This is a genomic window from Burkholderia contaminans (assembly GCF_029633825.1).
Classification (GTDB): domain Bacteria; phylum Pseudomonadota; class Gammaproteobacteria; order Burkholderiales; family Burkholderiaceae; genus Burkholderia; species Burkholderia contaminans.
This window is the reverse complement of sequence record NZ_CP090641.1, coordinates 1,175,519-1,188,512: the sequence shown is the minus strand read 5'-3', so window position 1 is coordinate 1,188,512 and position 12,994 is coordinate 1,175,519. Positions and strand designations below refer to the sequence as shown.

General features: G+C 67.5%; 17 protein-coding genes. 10 read left to right on the top strand and 7 right to left on the bottom strand.

Features of this window, described 5'->3' with window-relative positions:
- The first annotated feature begins 98 nt into the window (after nucleotides 1–98).
- Together LXE91_RS23055 and LXE91_RS23050 are read left to right on the top strand one after the other, a co-directional pair.
- Entirely contained in the window at nucleotides 99–725 is a 627-nt protein-coding gene (locus LXE91_RS23055; protein ID WP_039346647.1) for a trimeric intracellular cation channel family protein, read from the top strand.
- 133 nt (nucleotides 726–858) lie between these two features.
- The gene (locus LXE91_RS23050) at nucleotides 859–1,617 is read left to right on the top strand and encodes a hypothetical protein (protein WP_039346645.1); all 759 of its coding nucleotides are present in this window, start codon (nucleotides 859–861) and stop codon (nucleotides 1,615–1,617) included.
- Nucleotides 1,618–1,655: 38 nt separating this feature from the next.
- On the opposite strand, the gene LXE91_RS23045 is transcribed toward LXE91_RS23050, so the two are convergent.
- Nucleotides 1,656–2,081, bottom strand: coding sequence for a PACE efflux transporter (locus LXE91_RS23045; RefSeq protein ID WP_039346692.1), 426 nt, complete (start codon nucleotides 2,079–2,081; stop codon nucleotides 1,656–1,658).
- A 147-nt stretch (nucleotides 2,082–2,228) separates the two neighbouring features.
- On the opposite strand from LXE91_RS23045, the gene LXE91_RS23040 reads away from it, so the two are divergent.
- Nucleotides 2,229–3,155 carry a LysR substrate-binding domain-containing protein gene (locus tag LXE91_RS23040; RefSeq protein ID WP_039346643.1) on the top strand — a complete coding sequence of 309 codons (927 nt, stop codon included), beginning with the start codon at nucleotides 2,229–2,231 and terminating at the stop codon, nucleotides 3,153–3,155.
- A 45-nt stretch (nucleotides 3,156–3,200) separates the two neighbouring features.
- Here LXE91_RS23040 and LXE91_RS23035 read toward each other — a convergent pair whose 3' ends face one another.
- Nucleotides 3,201–4,349: a WD40/YVTN/BNR-like repeat-containing protein gene (locus LXE91_RS23035; protein WP_039346641.1), complete on the bottom strand. Its 1,149-nt coding sequence runs from the start codon at nucleotides 4,347–4,349 to the stop codon at nucleotides 3,201–3,203.
- Nucleotides 4,350–4,415: 66 nt separating this feature from the next.
- Entirely contained in the window at nucleotides 4,416–4,685 is a 270-nt protein-coding gene (locus tag LXE91_RS23030) for a MoaD/ThiS family protein (RefSeq protein WP_039346636.1), read from the bottom strand.
- Nucleotides 4,686–4,921: 236 nt separating this feature from the next.
- Between LXE91_RS23030 and LXE91_RS23025 the strand changes: the two genes are divergently transcribed.
- Complete coding sequence (locus LXE91_RS23025) at nucleotides 4,922–5,287, top strand: ASCH domain-containing protein (protein ID WP_052760202.1); 366 nt, start codon at nucleotides 4,922–4,924, stop codon at nucleotides 5,285–5,287.
- 98 nt (nucleotides 5,288–5,385) lie between these two features.
- Here the strand turns inward: LXE91_RS23025 and LXE91_RS23020 are convergent, their stop codons facing one another.
- The gene (locus tag LXE91_RS23020; protein WP_039346632.1) at nucleotides 5,386–6,075 is read right to left on the bottom strand and encodes an aspartyl/asparaginyl beta-hydroxylase domain-containing protein; all 690 of its coding nucleotides are present in this window, start codon (nucleotides 6,073–6,075) and stop codon (nucleotides 5,386–5,388) included.
- A 243-nt stretch (nucleotides 6,076–6,318) separates the two neighbouring features.
- Between LXE91_RS23020 and LXE91_RS23015 the strand changes: the two genes are divergently transcribed.
- The 3 genes from LXE91_RS23015 to LXE91_RS23005 all read left to right on the top strand — a co-directional run bounded on the left by LXE91_RS23015 (nucleotide 6,319) and on the right by LXE91_RS23005 (nucleotide 7,313).
- Complete coding sequence (locus tag LXE91_RS23015) at nucleotides 6,319–6,663, top strand: DUF4148 domain-containing protein (protein ID WP_039346630.1); 345 nt, start codon at nucleotides 6,319–6,321, stop codon at nucleotides 6,661–6,663.
- An 80-nt stretch (nucleotides 6,664–6,743) separates the two neighbouring features.
- Nucleotides 6,744–7,016 (top strand): DUF4148 domain-containing protein, encoded by a 273-nt coding sequence (locus tag LXE91_RS23010; protein ID WP_039346691.1) that lies wholly within the window; start codon nucleotides 6,744–6,746, stop codon nucleotides 7,014–7,016.
- Nucleotides 7,017–7,082: 66 nt separating this feature from the next.
- The gene (locus LXE91_RS23005; RefSeq protein ID WP_095145860.1) at nucleotides 7,083–7,313 is read left to right on the top strand and encodes a hypothetical protein; all 231 of its coding nucleotides are present in this window, start codon (nucleotides 7,083–7,085) and stop codon (nucleotides 7,311–7,313) included.
- Here LXE91_RS23005 and LXE91_RS23000 read toward each other — a convergent pair.
- From LXE91_RS23000 to LXE91_RS22990, 3 genes are all read right to left on the bottom strand, one after another.
- On the bottom strand, nucleotides 7,283–7,810 hold the full coding sequence (locus tag LXE91_RS23000) for a cytochrome b (protein WP_039346628.1): 528 nt from the start codon (nucleotides 7,808–7,810) through the stop codon (nucleotides 7,283–7,285). The genes LXE91_RS23005 and LXE91_RS23000 overlap by 31 nt on opposite strands.
- A 70-nt stretch (nucleotides 7,811–7,880) precedes the next feature.
- Nucleotides 7,881–9,335, bottom strand: a complete 1,455-nt coding sequence (locus LXE91_RS22995) for an ATP-binding protein (protein WP_039346626.1) — start codon at nucleotides 9,333–9,335, stop codon at nucleotides 7,881–7,883.
- Complete coding sequence (locus LXE91_RS22990) at nucleotides 9,332–9,991, bottom strand: response regulator (protein WP_039346624.1); 660 nt, start codon at nucleotides 9,989–9,991, stop codon at nucleotides 9,332–9,334. Before LXE91_RS22990 ends, LXE91_RS22995 begins: the two co-directional genes overlap by 4 nt.
- A 294-nt stretch (nucleotides 9,992–10,285) precedes the next feature.
- Between LXE91_RS22990 and LXE91_RS22985 the strand changes: the two genes are divergently transcribed.
- The 3 genes from LXE91_RS22985 (at nucleotide 10,286) to LXE91_RS22975 (ending at nucleotide 12,953) form a co-directional block, all read left to right on the top strand.
- Nucleotides 10,286–10,636 (top strand): hypothetical protein, encoded by a 351-nt coding sequence (locus LXE91_RS22985; RefSeq protein WP_039346622.1) that lies wholly within the window; start codon nucleotides 10,286–10,288, stop codon nucleotides 10,634–10,636.
- 62 nt (nucleotides 10,637–10,698) lie between these two features.
- Entirely contained in the window at nucleotides 10,699–11,868 is a 1,170-nt protein-coding gene (gene hpnI, locus LXE91_RS22980; protein ID WP_039346620.1) for a bacteriohopanetetrol glucosamine biosynthesis glycosyltransferase HpnI, read from the top strand.
- Nucleotides 11,865–12,953 (top strand): lysylphosphatidylglycerol synthase domain-containing protein, encoded by a 1,089-nt coding sequence (locus LXE91_RS22975; protein ID WP_039346619.1) that lies wholly within the window; start codon nucleotides 11,865–11,867, stop codon nucleotides 12,951–12,953. Before hpnI ends, LXE91_RS22975 begins: the two co-directional genes overlap by 4 nt.
- The last annotated feature ends 41 nt before the right edge of the window (nucleotides 12,954–12,994 follow it).

Here is a 12,994-nt window from a genome sequence, read left to right as displayed (position 1 = left end):
GGATGGCGGCAGGAAGGCAGCAGGTGGCTGAACGGCGCGTCCAATCGTGTCGACGCAGCCGGCAGCCGGATGATGCCGCACCTCGACTGTCGTTACGCATGAAGCGCATCGAGCAAGTGGTGCTGGCCGCCGATCTCGCGGGCACGGCGGTGTTCGCAATCGAGGGCGCCAATGCGGCGATCGGCGCCGGACTCGACCTGTTCGGGGTGATGGTGCTGTCGCTCGTCGTCGCGCTCGGCGGCGGTGTGATTCGCGACCTGCTGATCGGGGCCCGCCCGCCGAGCGCCGTGAGCGACTGGCGTTATCCGGCGCTTGCGTTCGCCTCAGGGCTGTTCGCGTTCGTGTTTCATGAGCGGGTCGCCGCGTTTTCTCCGTCGCTGCTCACGACGCTCGATGCCGCCGGCCTCGCGTTGTTCGCCGTCGCGGGTGCGGTGAAGGCGCTCGAATTCCGCGTTCACCCGTTCATTGCGACGCTGATGGGCGCCGTGACCGGTTGCGGCGGCGGTGTCGTGCGCGATGTGCTGCTTGCACGGATACCGGTCGTCCTGGTCACGGACATTTATGCGAGCGCGGCTCTGCTCGGCGCGGTGGTCGTCGTATCGTGCCGGCGGCTCGGCTGTTCGCCGATCGTCGCGGCCGTGCTGGGCGGCGCCGCATGCTTTGCGCTGCGGATGACGGCGGTGCGCTTCGGCTGGCAATTGCCGAAAATTGCGGGCGGGGCGTAAACGGCGCTTCTGGCACACTTCGCGCAGCCGGAGCCGCTTGCCGCACGGAAAAGGGACAGGACAGAATCGCGACGACTGACCCGGACCGGACGTTCGTTTCGCGCAGCGCAATGGATCGCAATCGGGTACGCCTATGCCGCCTCTCGTCGAAGCAATCCTGGGTTGGGCCACAGTCGCGCTGGGCGCACTGGGCTTGATCTGCATGATGATCTGGCCGCTGACGCCGGACCGGTGGGTGTTCGAGGCCGGCTATGCGTGCGTGCCCGACGGCCGGGACCTGATCCTGTCGCCGCGGCGCATGCGCATGGGCCACTTCGTATGGTGGTCGTTCGGCTTCGGGCTGAGTGCGTTGGGACTGGCCTGCATGATGGGCGTACCGCTGCTTGCCGGGAGCGTCACCAGTGACGAATTGCATGCGTGGTACGAATGGCTCGGGCTTGGCGTCTTCGGTGTGTTCGTCGCCGGCGCGGGCGTGCTGTTGATCTGGATCGGCCGCAAGCTGATGCGCGCGCGCTGGTTTGCCGGTCCGCTGCGCGAAGCGCGTTTCTGCTGGCGCGACGGCGAACGCTGGATCGATATTCGCACCACGCGGCTGCTGCGCAAGCCGGTGCTGAGTAGCTACGCGTGCCGCGATCTGGAGCACCTGCTGGTCGGTGGCCGGAAAAGTATCGACGGCGCGGTCGTGGGCGGTTCGCTGGTGAAGATCCAGAGCGACCTGGCGCAGCTCGTGCTCGTGTTTCGTAGCCGTCAGCCGATCGACCTGATGGGGCGGATCAACGACGGCGAGCAAGCGCGCCGCATGGCCGGCATGATCGGCGCCTGGTGCGGTGTCGACGTGCAGCGGGTCGATGGTTTGCCTGGCGTGACGCCGTTCAACTTCGACCGGATCTGACTTTGCCCGCCTCGCAGGGTGCGTACCTTGCACCCACCTCACGACCCCTTCGTCGCCGCCGGCACGTCGAACACCCGATCGAATGCCCACTGGAACACGAACGCGTAGCAGAAGAAGAATACGAACAACCCGATGTCCACGACGAACGCGTCGAGCCACGAGATGTCGAGCCACCACGACACGACGGGCACGAGAATGAAGATCAGCCCGCCTTCGAATCCGGTCGCATGCAGGATCCGCCGCCCGAGCGTGCGCGCCGGCTGCCGCCGCGACGCTTCCCAGCGCTCGAACAGCGCGTTGAAGATCATGTTCCACAGCAGCGCGATCGCCGACATCGTCGCCGACAGTGCGCCCGAATAGACGAGATCCTGCTTGAAGATCGCTGCGATCGCGGGCGAGATGCAGGAAATGGCGATTGCTTCGTAGAGCACCGCCTGCGTGATCCTGCGCGGTAGGCCTTGCACGTTGTTTCTCCGGATCGACACCACTCGCCGCGGCACCGTGCCGCGACGTTCCGCAAGGCTATCCGCGTTGCACACCCGCTTCAATTCACCTAATCTCACCCCGATTCAATTGAATTCAACCCGGCCGCATTCGGCCCGCGAGGCCCCGTGTTCTCGAAAATTCCCCTGACTGCATTGCGTGTATTCGAGTCGTCGGCACGGCTCGGCGCATTCAAGGCTGCCGCGGACGAACTGTCCGTGACACCGGCCGCCGTGTCGCACCAGATCAAGTCGCTCGAAAGCCGGCTCGGTGTGCTGCTGTTCGAGCGCGGTGCGAGCGGCGTGCGGCTCACGGACGAAGGCGAACGCCTGTTTCGCGCGAGTCACGATGCACTGCTCGCATTGAGCCGCGGGCTCGACGCGGTGCGGCCCGCGGCGGACGGCGAGCGCACGCTCGTGCTGACCACGACGCCCGCCTTTGCCGCGATGTGGCTGATTCCGCGCCTCGGCCGGTTTGGCCACGTCGATCCGCACCTGCACATCAAGGTTGAAACCGGCAATACGCTGGTCGATCTAGAGCGCGATGCGCGGATCGATCTCGCGATTCGCGCGACGTCGCGCACGTTTCCGGCACTTCACGAAATTGCGCTGATCGACGAGTACTTCGGCGCGTATGCGGCCGCCGGGTTCGACGCGCATCGCACGGACGAGCCGCTCGACCTGATCGAGACCATGTGGGATACGCCGCTGCCGGTGTCGGTCGACTGGGCGTCGTGGTGTCGGGCGGCCGGCCGAGAATCGTGGCTCGAACGCGCGGTGTTTCGCCACTACGACGACGAGCATTACGCGTTGCAGGCGGTGCTGCACGGGCAGGGCATCGCGCTGCTCAGCTCGGTGCTGGCTGCCGAGCATGTCGCGCACGGGGCACTGACGCCGATCGAGCCGGCGGTGCGGATCGAAGGCGCGCGTTTCGTCGCGCTGTGCCGGCCCGGGCGGGAGCGTGAGCCGCAGGTCAGGTCGTTTCTCGACTGGCTCGACGCGGAGATGGCGAAGACGCGGGAGGCGGTGGGGCGGATGGGCGGCGTCGAGCGGTAAAGCGGGCCGTGTGGGCCGGGTACGAACCGACCCGCTCGCGCTCCGTCACCCGAACCTGACGCAATAAATCGGCGGCAAATGCGCAGACACCAGCCGCCAGTTTTCACCGCCATCGTCGGACGTCCATAACCCACCGGTCGTTGACGCCATCGCGAGGCGCGTGCCGGTCTCATCGATCGTGAGCCCGTGCCGATACACGAGGTCGTACGCCGGCGCACTCGGCAATCCGTTCGAGAACTGCTGGAAACTGCGCCCACCATCACGCGTGCGCGTGACGACGAACCGGCCGTTCACCGGAATCCGGCACGCGTCCTTCACGGCCGGCACGAACCACGCGGTGTCCGGTTCATGCGGGTGCACGGCTACCGCGAAGCCGAAGCTCGAAGGCTGCGCCTCGATGCGCCGCCAGTGTTCGGCGCCGTCGGTCGAGCGGAAGATCGCGCAGTGATGCTGTGTCCACAGCACGTCCGGGTTGGCCGCGCATTGCACGACGCGGTGCGGGTCCTGCATGTTCGGTTCGCCGCGCCGCTCGGGCGGCATGTAGTCGGCTTCCATGCCGTCCGCGGTCACGCGCCACGTCGCGCCGCCGTCGGCGGTCTGCCAGACGCCGCCGCACGAGATGCCGATCGTCACGTGCCGGCTGTCGCGCGGATCGACCATCACCGAATGGATGCCCGGCGCATCGTATCCGCCGCCGCCCCATTCGGCGCGCTCCGGGCGATCCCACAGTGCCCGGTTGAGCACCCACGAACTGCCGCCGTCGTCGGAGCGGAACAGCCCGCCGGGAATCGTGCCGGCCCACAGCACGCCCGGCTCGTCGGCGCCGCCGGCTTCGAGCGACCAGATCTGCTGGAGCGTCCACGGCGGCTGCGGCGGGCCGGGTGGCGCGTCGTCCGCGTCGCCGGTGCCGGCATTCCCGCGGGCGCTGGCGGGTGGGGCTTCGGCGGGCTGCGGCGGATAGACGGGAACCGCGCATTCTTCCCAGTCGGCGGCGCCCGCGCGCCTGCGGTGCAGCTTGACGCCGAAATGGCCGAGGTTCAGCGCGGCATACAGCGTGCCGTCGCGCGGGTCGGCGAGCGCCATGCTGACCGGCTCGCCGGCGAAGTGCGGCTCATCGAGCGTCCAGCCGCCGTGGCCGTCGGCCTGCAGGACGAACAAGCCCTTGCGGGTGGCGACGAGCAGTCGATCGTTCATGAGCGATGTCTCCTGATGGCACGGCCTGACGTTGGGGTGAGCGGTCGGTGCTTGTGCATATGTCCCTTATCCGCCCGTCAACGCCTGCACGACATAGACCCGGCTGGCGTCGCCGAGCTCATCGGACAGGTGTTGCCGGTCGCGTATCGGCTGGCCGTCGATGAATACCGACAGGTGTTTGCGCAGCGCACCCTGGTCGTCGAGGATGTAACCGCGCAGCCGCGGGTGCTCGCCGAAAACGGTGTCGAATGCTTCGCCGACCGAGCGGGCGTCGATTTCGCGCTCGGGCGTTTCGATATGCCGCTGGATCGAGGCGGCGAAGAAGAGGTGTGCCATGGCGGTGGCTGGCAGGAGCCGCGCGGAGGGGACGGTCTGTAGTTTAGGCGATTCGTCAGCCGCGGAAAGCCGGCATCGCGTAGTCGCGGTGCACCGGCGTTTCGGATCGGGCCCGGTCGACACGTTCGGGCGAATCGGCAACAATCCAGTCCGAACCGCGATCGCCTCCCGGATTCGGCGCACATGCCGACTGACGGGCGCACGCTTTCCCCTTGCCGATGAAGGAAATACTTGCCATGCCGCGACCCGCGCTGTCGATCGTCAAACCCGCCGTCGACGATATCGTCGCGGGCCGCAAGCGGGTCGAAATCCGGTCGTGGGCGCCGCCGGCCATACCGTTGCGCGATCTCGTGCTGGTGCAGAACACGGTCTTTCTGCGACAGGACGGGCAGGAGGACCCTGACGGCATCGCGCTCGCGTTGGTCGACGTCGTGGGCGTGCACGACTGGACGCCTGATGAAGCCCGCGCGCAAGGCAAGCCATGGTGCGCCGGATACGTGTGCTGGGAACTGACGAACGTGCGGGCGATCGATCCGCCGTTTCCGTGTGTCGCCAGGCGCGGCATCTACGCACTGGACGATGATTCCGGCAAGGTGTCCTGACGATCGCGCCTGCATCCGGCGCGCGTTGAGCGCCTTCCCGACACGACAGAGCGCAGTCGCGAAACGACGGGGCACTCGGCGCATGCCGGCCGTGTGCGCTAAACCGGAATCGATCGCCCGCGAATCCTGATCCCGAGCCGCACCACACCGATCACCGCATTCGACAACCACGTGAGCAGGCGCGGCATCCCGCGCCGGCGGATATCGAGCAGCAGCACGATCCGCACTTCGTCGCTGTCGTTCCATACCTCGTGCATGAACGTGTCGTCCCACAGCAGGAAGCGTCCTTCGTCGAGCCGGTATTCGTGGCCGTCCACCTTCAGCACGGCGGCCGGCGTGCCGTCCGCGCGCTTCGGCATCGACAGCACCAGATAGCCGCGCAGGATGCCGCGAAACGGGCCGCGATGCGGTGGAATGTGCTTGCCGGGCGCGAGGAACGACAGCGATGCGGACAGCACGTCCGGCGATGTCGCGACGATCGACGCGACGGTCGGGCAGCGCGACAGGTTGCGCGGGAACGGCTGTCCGTACGCCTGCATGATGAACATCCGCCAGTCGCGCGCATCGTTGGCCGAGATGTCGTACTGCTCGCGCATGATCTCGTGAAAGCGCGGAATGCGCGGCATGTCGCGCGCCACGGCGAACGCTTCAGCCTGGATGTCGGTCCATGCGCGGACGAAACGCCCTGCGTCGGGAAACGCGGCCGGGTCGAGCACCGCGCCGCCGTCGATATGGCGGTCGAACAGCCTGCGCAGCAGGCCGGCTGCATAGTCGTAAGCGACGGACATGGTCGATCGAAGGGCGATCCGTAAAGGGTGACGTCAGTCTGCCCGAAGCGCGGCTGGCGCTGCGTTACGTCAGGTTACGCCGGCTGACGAAAGAATGACAGTTTCATGAACGTCCGTTCCGGGTGCTCGCGGCGCTGGAGGCGCCGCGCGATCGGCGTTGCGCAACGCGCGGGAATAAACGCACGCGCTCCGTCGTCATACGGGTGTAGCACGTCGTCTCGTTGACTTCTCAAGGAGTGGAACATGAACACGCATTGGCTGGTGGCCGCCGCGGTAGCGGCGATTTCTCTCGCGGGTATCGCGACGCAAGCGTCGGCCCAGGAACTGACGCGCGCGCAGGTCAGGCAGGAACTGATCAACGCCGAAAGCAACGGGCTGCGCTTCGTGACCGATACGTCGTATCCGGACGTGAGCCCGCTGTTCCAGCGGCAGGTCGAACAGATGCCGGCGCATCAGGCCGGCACGGCGGTCGGCGGCGATCCGGCCGCGTCATCCGAAGCGGGTAAGCCGGCGACGATGTCGTCGCGCCGGGGTTCTGCCGCATGCGTCGGCCCCGCGAGTTTCTGCGCGATCTATTTCGGAAGCTGACGCAGCCGCCTGCGTTCGCAGGTCAGGCATTCAAGGAATTCGACACGGTTGATCGATACGGAACATTGAAGGAGTTGATGATGAAAACATATATCGCAGTACTGACGATGATCGGGGCGATCATCGGTCAGTCGGCCTTCGCGCAATCGGCCGCGCCGCTGACGCGCGCACAGGTTCGCGACGAATTGATCCGCCTGGAAGCAGCCGGGTACGACCCGGCGAAGGGAGACGAAGGCGAGTATCCGGCGGACATCCAGGCGGCGGAAGCGAAGCTTGCCGAGCAGGACCGGGCCCGGATGGCGGCTGCCGCGCACGCACCGGCGTCCGGCATGCCGGCGCAGACCAGCAACTAGGTGTGGAAATGGTCTTGTGTGACTTCAGGCCGTCGTGTTCGCGACACGGCAGGACGGCAGCCCTTCGTGCCGCTCGACGCGGCAGAAGGGCGCCGGCCGCGATGCCTGTCATCGCGCGCCGCTTCGCGCGGCGGCGCGATCATCTCATCGGCCGCGTGCGATGAGCGGCCGGCTGGTTGTGCGATGAACCGGAACGAAGACGGTATCGATATCGGCGGCAATCCGGCTCATGCGCGCAATGGCGTGCGGTGCCGCCGGCATGGCGATCACCAGGGCATCATGCGCTGCGTGACCTGATCGCGCAGCACGAAGCGGTGCGCCAGCGCGGCTGCCACGTGCAGGCAAATGCCGGCGAACAGTGCCCAAGCGAGGATGCCGTGTACATCGCCCATCGCATGGCCGAAGCTGGAGCCGGCTGCCGACAGCGCGGGCAGCGGCACGATCCCGAGCAACGTGACGCCCCACGCGCGCGACGACGCGTTGATCCAGCCGAGCACCGGCACCGCGATCAGCAACGCGTAGAGCGCAAAATGCGTCGCGCCCGACAGTGCGCGCATCGCGGGCGGCAGGTCACTCGCGGGCGGGCGATGCGTCGCGCGCCACAGCACGCGGCAAACCATCGCGGCGAGCAGCGCGGTTCCCACGAGGAGGTGGGCGGCGATCAGGCCGACGGGCTGCGTGTCGCGATGCACGTCGGGCATCGTCCAGCCGATCGCATATTGCGCGACGACCAGCGCGACGATCAGCCAGTGAAGCAAGCGCGCAACGGTGTCATAGCGGGCGGGCGTGGTCATGGAGACTCCTGGCGTACGGCGGGGAAGGTATCGGTCGGGTGGATTCTACGGTGGCTTCCTTAACGAAATGTTAAGCACGGGGTATCGCACGTGACGCCGGCCCGCCGGCTTCGCCCGCTGGCGACGGTTCGCTCGCGCCTGCCGACGGCAGCGTGATCACGACGCCGAGGCCCCGCCCGCCGATGCCGGCCCCGAACTGCACGGTGCCGCCGAAATAGTGGGCGATGCGTGTGACGATCGACAATCCGAGCCCGCTGCCGGGCGATTGCACGCCGCTGCCCCGATAGAAACGGTCGCCGAGCCGCTCGTGCTCGCCGGGTGCGACACCCGGCCCGTCGTCGCATACGACGATGCGTTGCCGCGTGCCGTCATCGTCCACACCGATCTCGATGCGGCCGCCCTGGCGGCCATACTTGACGGCATTGTCGACGAGGTTGTCGAGCAGGATGCCGATCAGGATCGGATCGGCTTCGATCGCTCGTCCGGATACGGTGTCGGCCACGAGCGCGATGGCCTTGTCCGATGCCTTCGCGAGATGGCGATCGATGGCGGCTTCGACGAGTTCGCGAACGACGACGGCACGCGTCGGAATGCGGTCGTATTCGTCGAGCCGGGCGAGCAGCAGCAGTTGTTCGGCGAGACGCGCGCTGCGGTCCACGCCTTGGACGACCCGTTGCATCGCCAGTTGCTTGCATGCCGGATCGTCGGTCGCGAGCGCCACCTGCGCCTGGACCTTGATCGCGGCGAGCGGCGTCTTCAGTTCGTGCGCGGCGTCGGACGTGAACGCGCGCTCGCGCACGATCGATTGCCGAAGCCTCGCCAGCAGGCGATCGATCGCGTCGACCAGCGCGCGCACTTCGTCCGGCACGGTGGCGATGCCGAGCGGTTCGAGCGATCGTGCGTCGCGCGCGCCGATCAGTGCCGACAGCGTCTTCAATGGGGCGAGGCCGCGCCCGATCAGGTACCAGAGGAGCAGCGCCAGCACCGGGAGTGCGACGATCAGCGGCAGGACGATGCCGCGCGCGATGCCGGTCGCCAGATCGCTGCGCGTGTTGACGATTTCCATCACGCGTATCCAGCGCCCCGACGCATCGTCGCGCAACGTGTGCGTGCGCCACGGTGTGTCGTGAATGACGATCGTTTCAGGCGTGCCGCGCGAGTTGCGCGCGGCGGGCAACCCGGCCGCTTCGGCCGGAAGGCTCGACGCGACGACATGGCCCTGCGCGTCGCGTACCTCGAACAGCACGTCGCGCGGCAGGCGATCGCCGTCGGTCACGGGGCCGGGCCTCGAATGGCCACGATCCAGTTCGACGCGCGCATCCGGCGGAACACGGGCGAGGCGTTCGAGGTCGGCGGGTGAAAGATCGACCAGCAGCGACGCGTACTCGACGAGGCGGGCGTCTTCCCATTCGCCGATCTCGCGCGTCGCGTAACGGAAGCTGCCGAATACGGCAACGAGCCACACGACGGTCACGCAGCCGAGCGCCATCGACGACACGCGGCGCCGTATCGAGCGGGAGATCATGCGAGGTCGACGACGTAACCGATGCCGCGCACGGTGCGGATCAGGTCCGCGCCGAGTTTCTTGCGCAAGTTCGAGACGTGGACCTCGATCGCATTGCTTTCGATACCTTCCTGCCAGCCGTACAGGGTGTCTTCGAGGCGCGCGCGCGATTGCGGCGCACCCGGGTGGCTGACGAGCTGCACCAGGATGGCCCACTCGCGCGAGGTCAGTGCGATGCGCGACGCATCGCGTGTCACGGTGTGGGCGGTCAGGTCGATCGTGATGTCGCGCCACACGATCTCGTCGCCGGCGCGGCCCTGCGAGCGGCGCACGAGCGCACGACAGCGGGCCAGCACCTCGGTCAGCTCGAACGGCTTCGCGAGATAGTCGTCCGCGCCGTCGTCGAGGCCGCGGACCCGGTCGGCCACGGTGCCGCGCGCGGTCAGCACCAGCACGGGGACCGTGTCGCCGGCATCGCGCAACGCACGTAGCAGTTCCGTGCCCGATTTCCCGGGCAGGCCGAGATCGAGCACGACGAGCGCGAAGCGCGTCGTCGCGAGCGCCGCGGCGGCCGCGTGACCGTCGCGCAACCAGTCGACGTGATAGCCGGCCTGACTCAGGCTGATCTCGAGACCGCTGCCGATCAGGTCGTCGTCTTCAACAAGGAGGAGTCGCATGGTCGATTCGGGTGCAGATGGCTGCGATTGTACGAGTGCAACCCTGCATCCCGTGCAACGGATTGTAATTGTGCTGCGTCAAGCTTCCGCCGATTCTGAAGAACGCTTAAGGTTTGGCGCCGGTAATCCCGCTACCATCGGCCACAACATTTCTCGGGTGGTGCTCCGCTTCCCTGGATCCCGAACCGGGTTTCGCCTGTCCGGCACTGGCCGCGCATGCGTGCCCGTCAATCCGCGACGCTTCCGATCGATCCCAGGTCGATGGGAGTCGTCCGAACGGGAGGTTCACTTCTCATGGCATCCTCGACGATCGGGCGATGGCGCGCCCACCTGCTGATCGCCGCGCTGGCCGGCATGTTGATTCAGTGTTTCGTGCTGGTGTCGTTGCTTGCATGGCGCGTACCCGAAGTATTTTTCACCACGATGACGTTTCGCATCTGGGTCGTCATCGCGATCGCCACCGCGATCCTTTCAGCCCGCAAGCTTGCCGACGTCGCGTTTCGCGCCGCGGTCGCCTGCGGCTACGTGCGCGTGACGGGAATCGATCGCCGCACGGTAGTTGTGTCATCTGATTGCGCGTATCGTCGCTTGGTCGTCCTTCACATCCGGCTCCACGGGAATCGATATGGCGGCGCGCACGGGTGAACCCGCGTACGCGCGGCGGCTCCCGGGTGTCGTGGTTTCACGGGTCACCACTGGGGAGAAGCATGGTATTGCTGCATGTGCTGCGCGCGCTGGCCGAGGCAATGTCGATCGTCTGCGGGCTGGGCGTGCTACTGGGCATTGCATACACGATCACGGCCAGCGTGCTGGTTGGCCGGTTCTTTGCCCGGGCGCCGGCCGAGCCGCGCGATCATCCGGGCGTCACCGTCGCGAAGCCGCTGCACGGCGACGAGTGGCAGCTCGTACAGCATCTCGAAAGCTTCTTCGTGCAGGATTATCCGGGGCCGGTTCAGCACCTGTTCGGCGTGCACGATGCGAACGACAAGGCCCTCGCGGCCGTCGAGACGCTGCGGGCGCGCTATCCTGACGCGAACATCAAGGTCGTCGCCGATGCGCGGCTTTACGGGCCGAACCGCAAGATCGCCAATCTCGTGAACATGCTCGAACACGCGGAGTATTCGGTGCTCTGTCTCGCCGACAGCGACGTGCTGGTCGAGCGCGATTATTTGCGCGCCGTCGTCGGCGCGCTGCAGCAGCCGGATGTCGGCATCGTGACGAGCGTGTATCGCGGCATCGCGTCGCCGGGCTTCTGGCCCGGTGTCGCCGTCGCGATGACGAACTACCATTTCCTGCCGGGCGTGATCACCGGGCTCTTCATCGGGCGCGCACGGCCCTGCTTTGGCCAGACGATTGCGTTCACGCGCGCGACGCTCGAACGCATCGGCGGGCTCACGCGTTTCGCGCATCACCTGGCCGAGGATCATGCGCTGGGCGAAGCGGTGCGGCAGGTGGGCGCGCAGGTCGTCATTCCGCCGTTCGTCGTCGGGCATGCATGCGTCGAGGAGACGTTCGCGAAGCTGTACGCACACGAATTGCGCTGGAGCTGCACGATCCGCGCGGCGGACCGGCTCGGTCATGCCGGCTCGGTGCTGATGCACCCGGTGCCGCTCGCGCTGCTGGCGCTGCTGTTCTCCGGCGGCACGGCCGTCGCATGCGGGCTGGTGGTCGCGGCGCTGGCCGCGCGGGCGCTGCTGATGCTGAAGACGAGCCGGGCGACCGGCGCGGGGCTGCGCGGCGCGCTCTGGCTGCCGTTCGTCGATCTCCTGCAGTTCTTCGTGTTCGTGTCGAGCTTCTTCTCGTCGCATGTCGTGTGGCGCGGCACGCGTTTTCGCGTCGACCGGGAAGGGCTGTTGTCGCCCGCGAGCGAATCATGACGACGCCGACGAACGCCGGCGCCGATGCCGCGGAGCGGAACGCCGCGCGGGGCGACACACGGCTTCGCCATGTGGGGCAGCTGGCGGCGCTGGGCGGGCTGGCGCTCGCCGTGTGGCTGATCTGGCGTGAGCATCCGCTGGACATCCTGCATCGCCTGCAGATCGCCGGGGCCGGCCTGCTGCTCGCGGCGCTGGCGCACATCCTGCCGATGCTCGCGAATGCGTGGGACTGGCGGATGCTGATCCGCGGCCGGCGCCGGCCGTCGTTCGCGACGATGCTGAAGCTCGTGTGGATCCGCGAATCGATCAACGGGTTGTTGCCGGTCGCGCGGATCGGCGGCGAGATCGTGTCGTTCGGCCTGCTGCGGCAGGCGGGCGTGCGGCCGGCAACTGTCGTCGCCAGCCTCGTCGCCGACATGCAGCTGACGCTGATCAGCCAGCTGGTGTTCGCGCTGGTCGCGATCGGCTACGTGCTCGGGCATGTGTCGTCCGATGCTGCGCGCGTGGCCGGCAATCTCGCGATCGGCATGGCCGCGCTGGTGCCGGTGCTGCTGCTGTTCGCACTGGTGCAGCATGCGCGGCCGTTCGAGCGCGCGATGCGCGTGCTCAACCGCGTCACGAGCGGCAAGGTGGTGGCGCTGGTCGGCGAATCGGCGCGTACCGATCAGTCGATCCGGATGATCTGGAGAAAGACCGGCGTCGTCGTGCGTTATCTCGTGATCTGGCAGACGCTGCAGTTCGTCGGCTATGCGCTGGAAATCTGGCTCGCGCTGTATTTTCTCGGCGCGGAGCCGACGTTCGCGCAGGCGCTCGCGATCGAGGCGCTGATCCAGCTCGTGAGCAGCATTGCGTTCCTGATGCCGGGCGGGCTCGGGGTGCAGGAGGGCGGGTTCGTGCTGATCGGCGGGCTGCTCGGGTTCGACCCGCCGACCTGCCTCGCACTGGCCGGCGCCCGCCGCGTGCGCGACCTGCTGTTCTATCTGCCGGGCCTGGTGGCATGGCAGTGGGCGGCCGGTTCGGCGAACCGGCCGGGCGGGGCGAAAAACGCGCCGTTGCCCATCGGGGAATCCGCCCGGTCGCGTTGAGGCGACCGGGGAGCCCGCGTCCGCGCGCCGAGCGGCGCGGG

Coding starts and splice junctions, on each gene's coding strand:
- LXE91_RS23055 (WP_039346647.1), top strand. CDS start 99: ATGAAGCGCATCGAGCAAGTGGTGCTGGCCGCCGATCTCGCGGGCACG.
- LXE91_RS23050 (WP_039346645.1), top strand. CDS start 859: ATGCCGCCTCTCGTCGAAGCAATCCTGGGTTGGGCCACAGTCGCGCTG.
- LXE91_RS23035 (WP_039346641.1), bottom strand. CDS start 4,349: ATGAACGATCGACTGCTCGTCGCCACCCGCAAGGGCTTGTTCGTCCTG.
- LXE91_RS23030 (WP_039346636.1), bottom strand. CDS start 4,685: ATGGCACACCTCTTCTTCGCCGCCTCGATCCAGCGGCATATCGAAACG.
- LXE91_RS23025 (WP_052760202.1), top strand. CDS start 4,922: ATGCCGCGACCCGCGCTGTCGATCGTCAAACCCGCCGTCGACGATATC.
- LXE91_RS23020 (WP_039346632.1), bottom strand. CDS start 6,075: ATGTCCGTCGCTTACGACTATGCAGCCGGCCTGCTGCGCAGGCTGTTC.
- LXE91_RS23015 (WP_039346630.1), top strand. CDS start 6,319: ATGAACACGCATTGGCTGGTGGCCGCCGCGGTAGCGGCGATTTCTCTC.
- LXE91_RS23010 (WP_039346691.1), top strand. CDS start 6,744: ATGAAAACATATATCGCAGTACTGACGATGATCGGGGCGATCATCGGT.
- LXE91_RS23000 (WP_039346628.1), bottom strand. CDS start 7,810: ATGACCACGCCCGCCCGCTATGACACCGTTGCGCGCTTGCTTCACTGG.
- LXE91_RS22995 (WP_039346626.1), bottom strand. CDS start 9,335: ATGATCTCCCGCTCGATACGGCGCCGCGTGTCGTCGATGGCGCTCGGC.
- LXE91_RS22990 (WP_039346624.1), bottom strand. CDS start 9,991: ATGCGACTCCTCCTTGTTGAAGACGACGACCTGATCGGCAGCGGTCTC.
- LXE91_RS22985 (WP_039346622.1), top strand. CDS start 10,286: ATGGCATCCTCGACGATCGGGCGATGGCGCGCCCACCTGCTGATCGCC.
- hpnI (WP_039346620.1), top strand. CDS start 10,699: ATGGTATTGCTGCATGTGCTGCGCGCGCTGGCCGAGGCAATGTCGATC.
- LXE91_RS22975 (WP_039346619.1), top strand. CDS start 11,865: ATGACGACGCCGACGAACGCCGGCGCCGATGCCGCGGAGCGGAACGCC.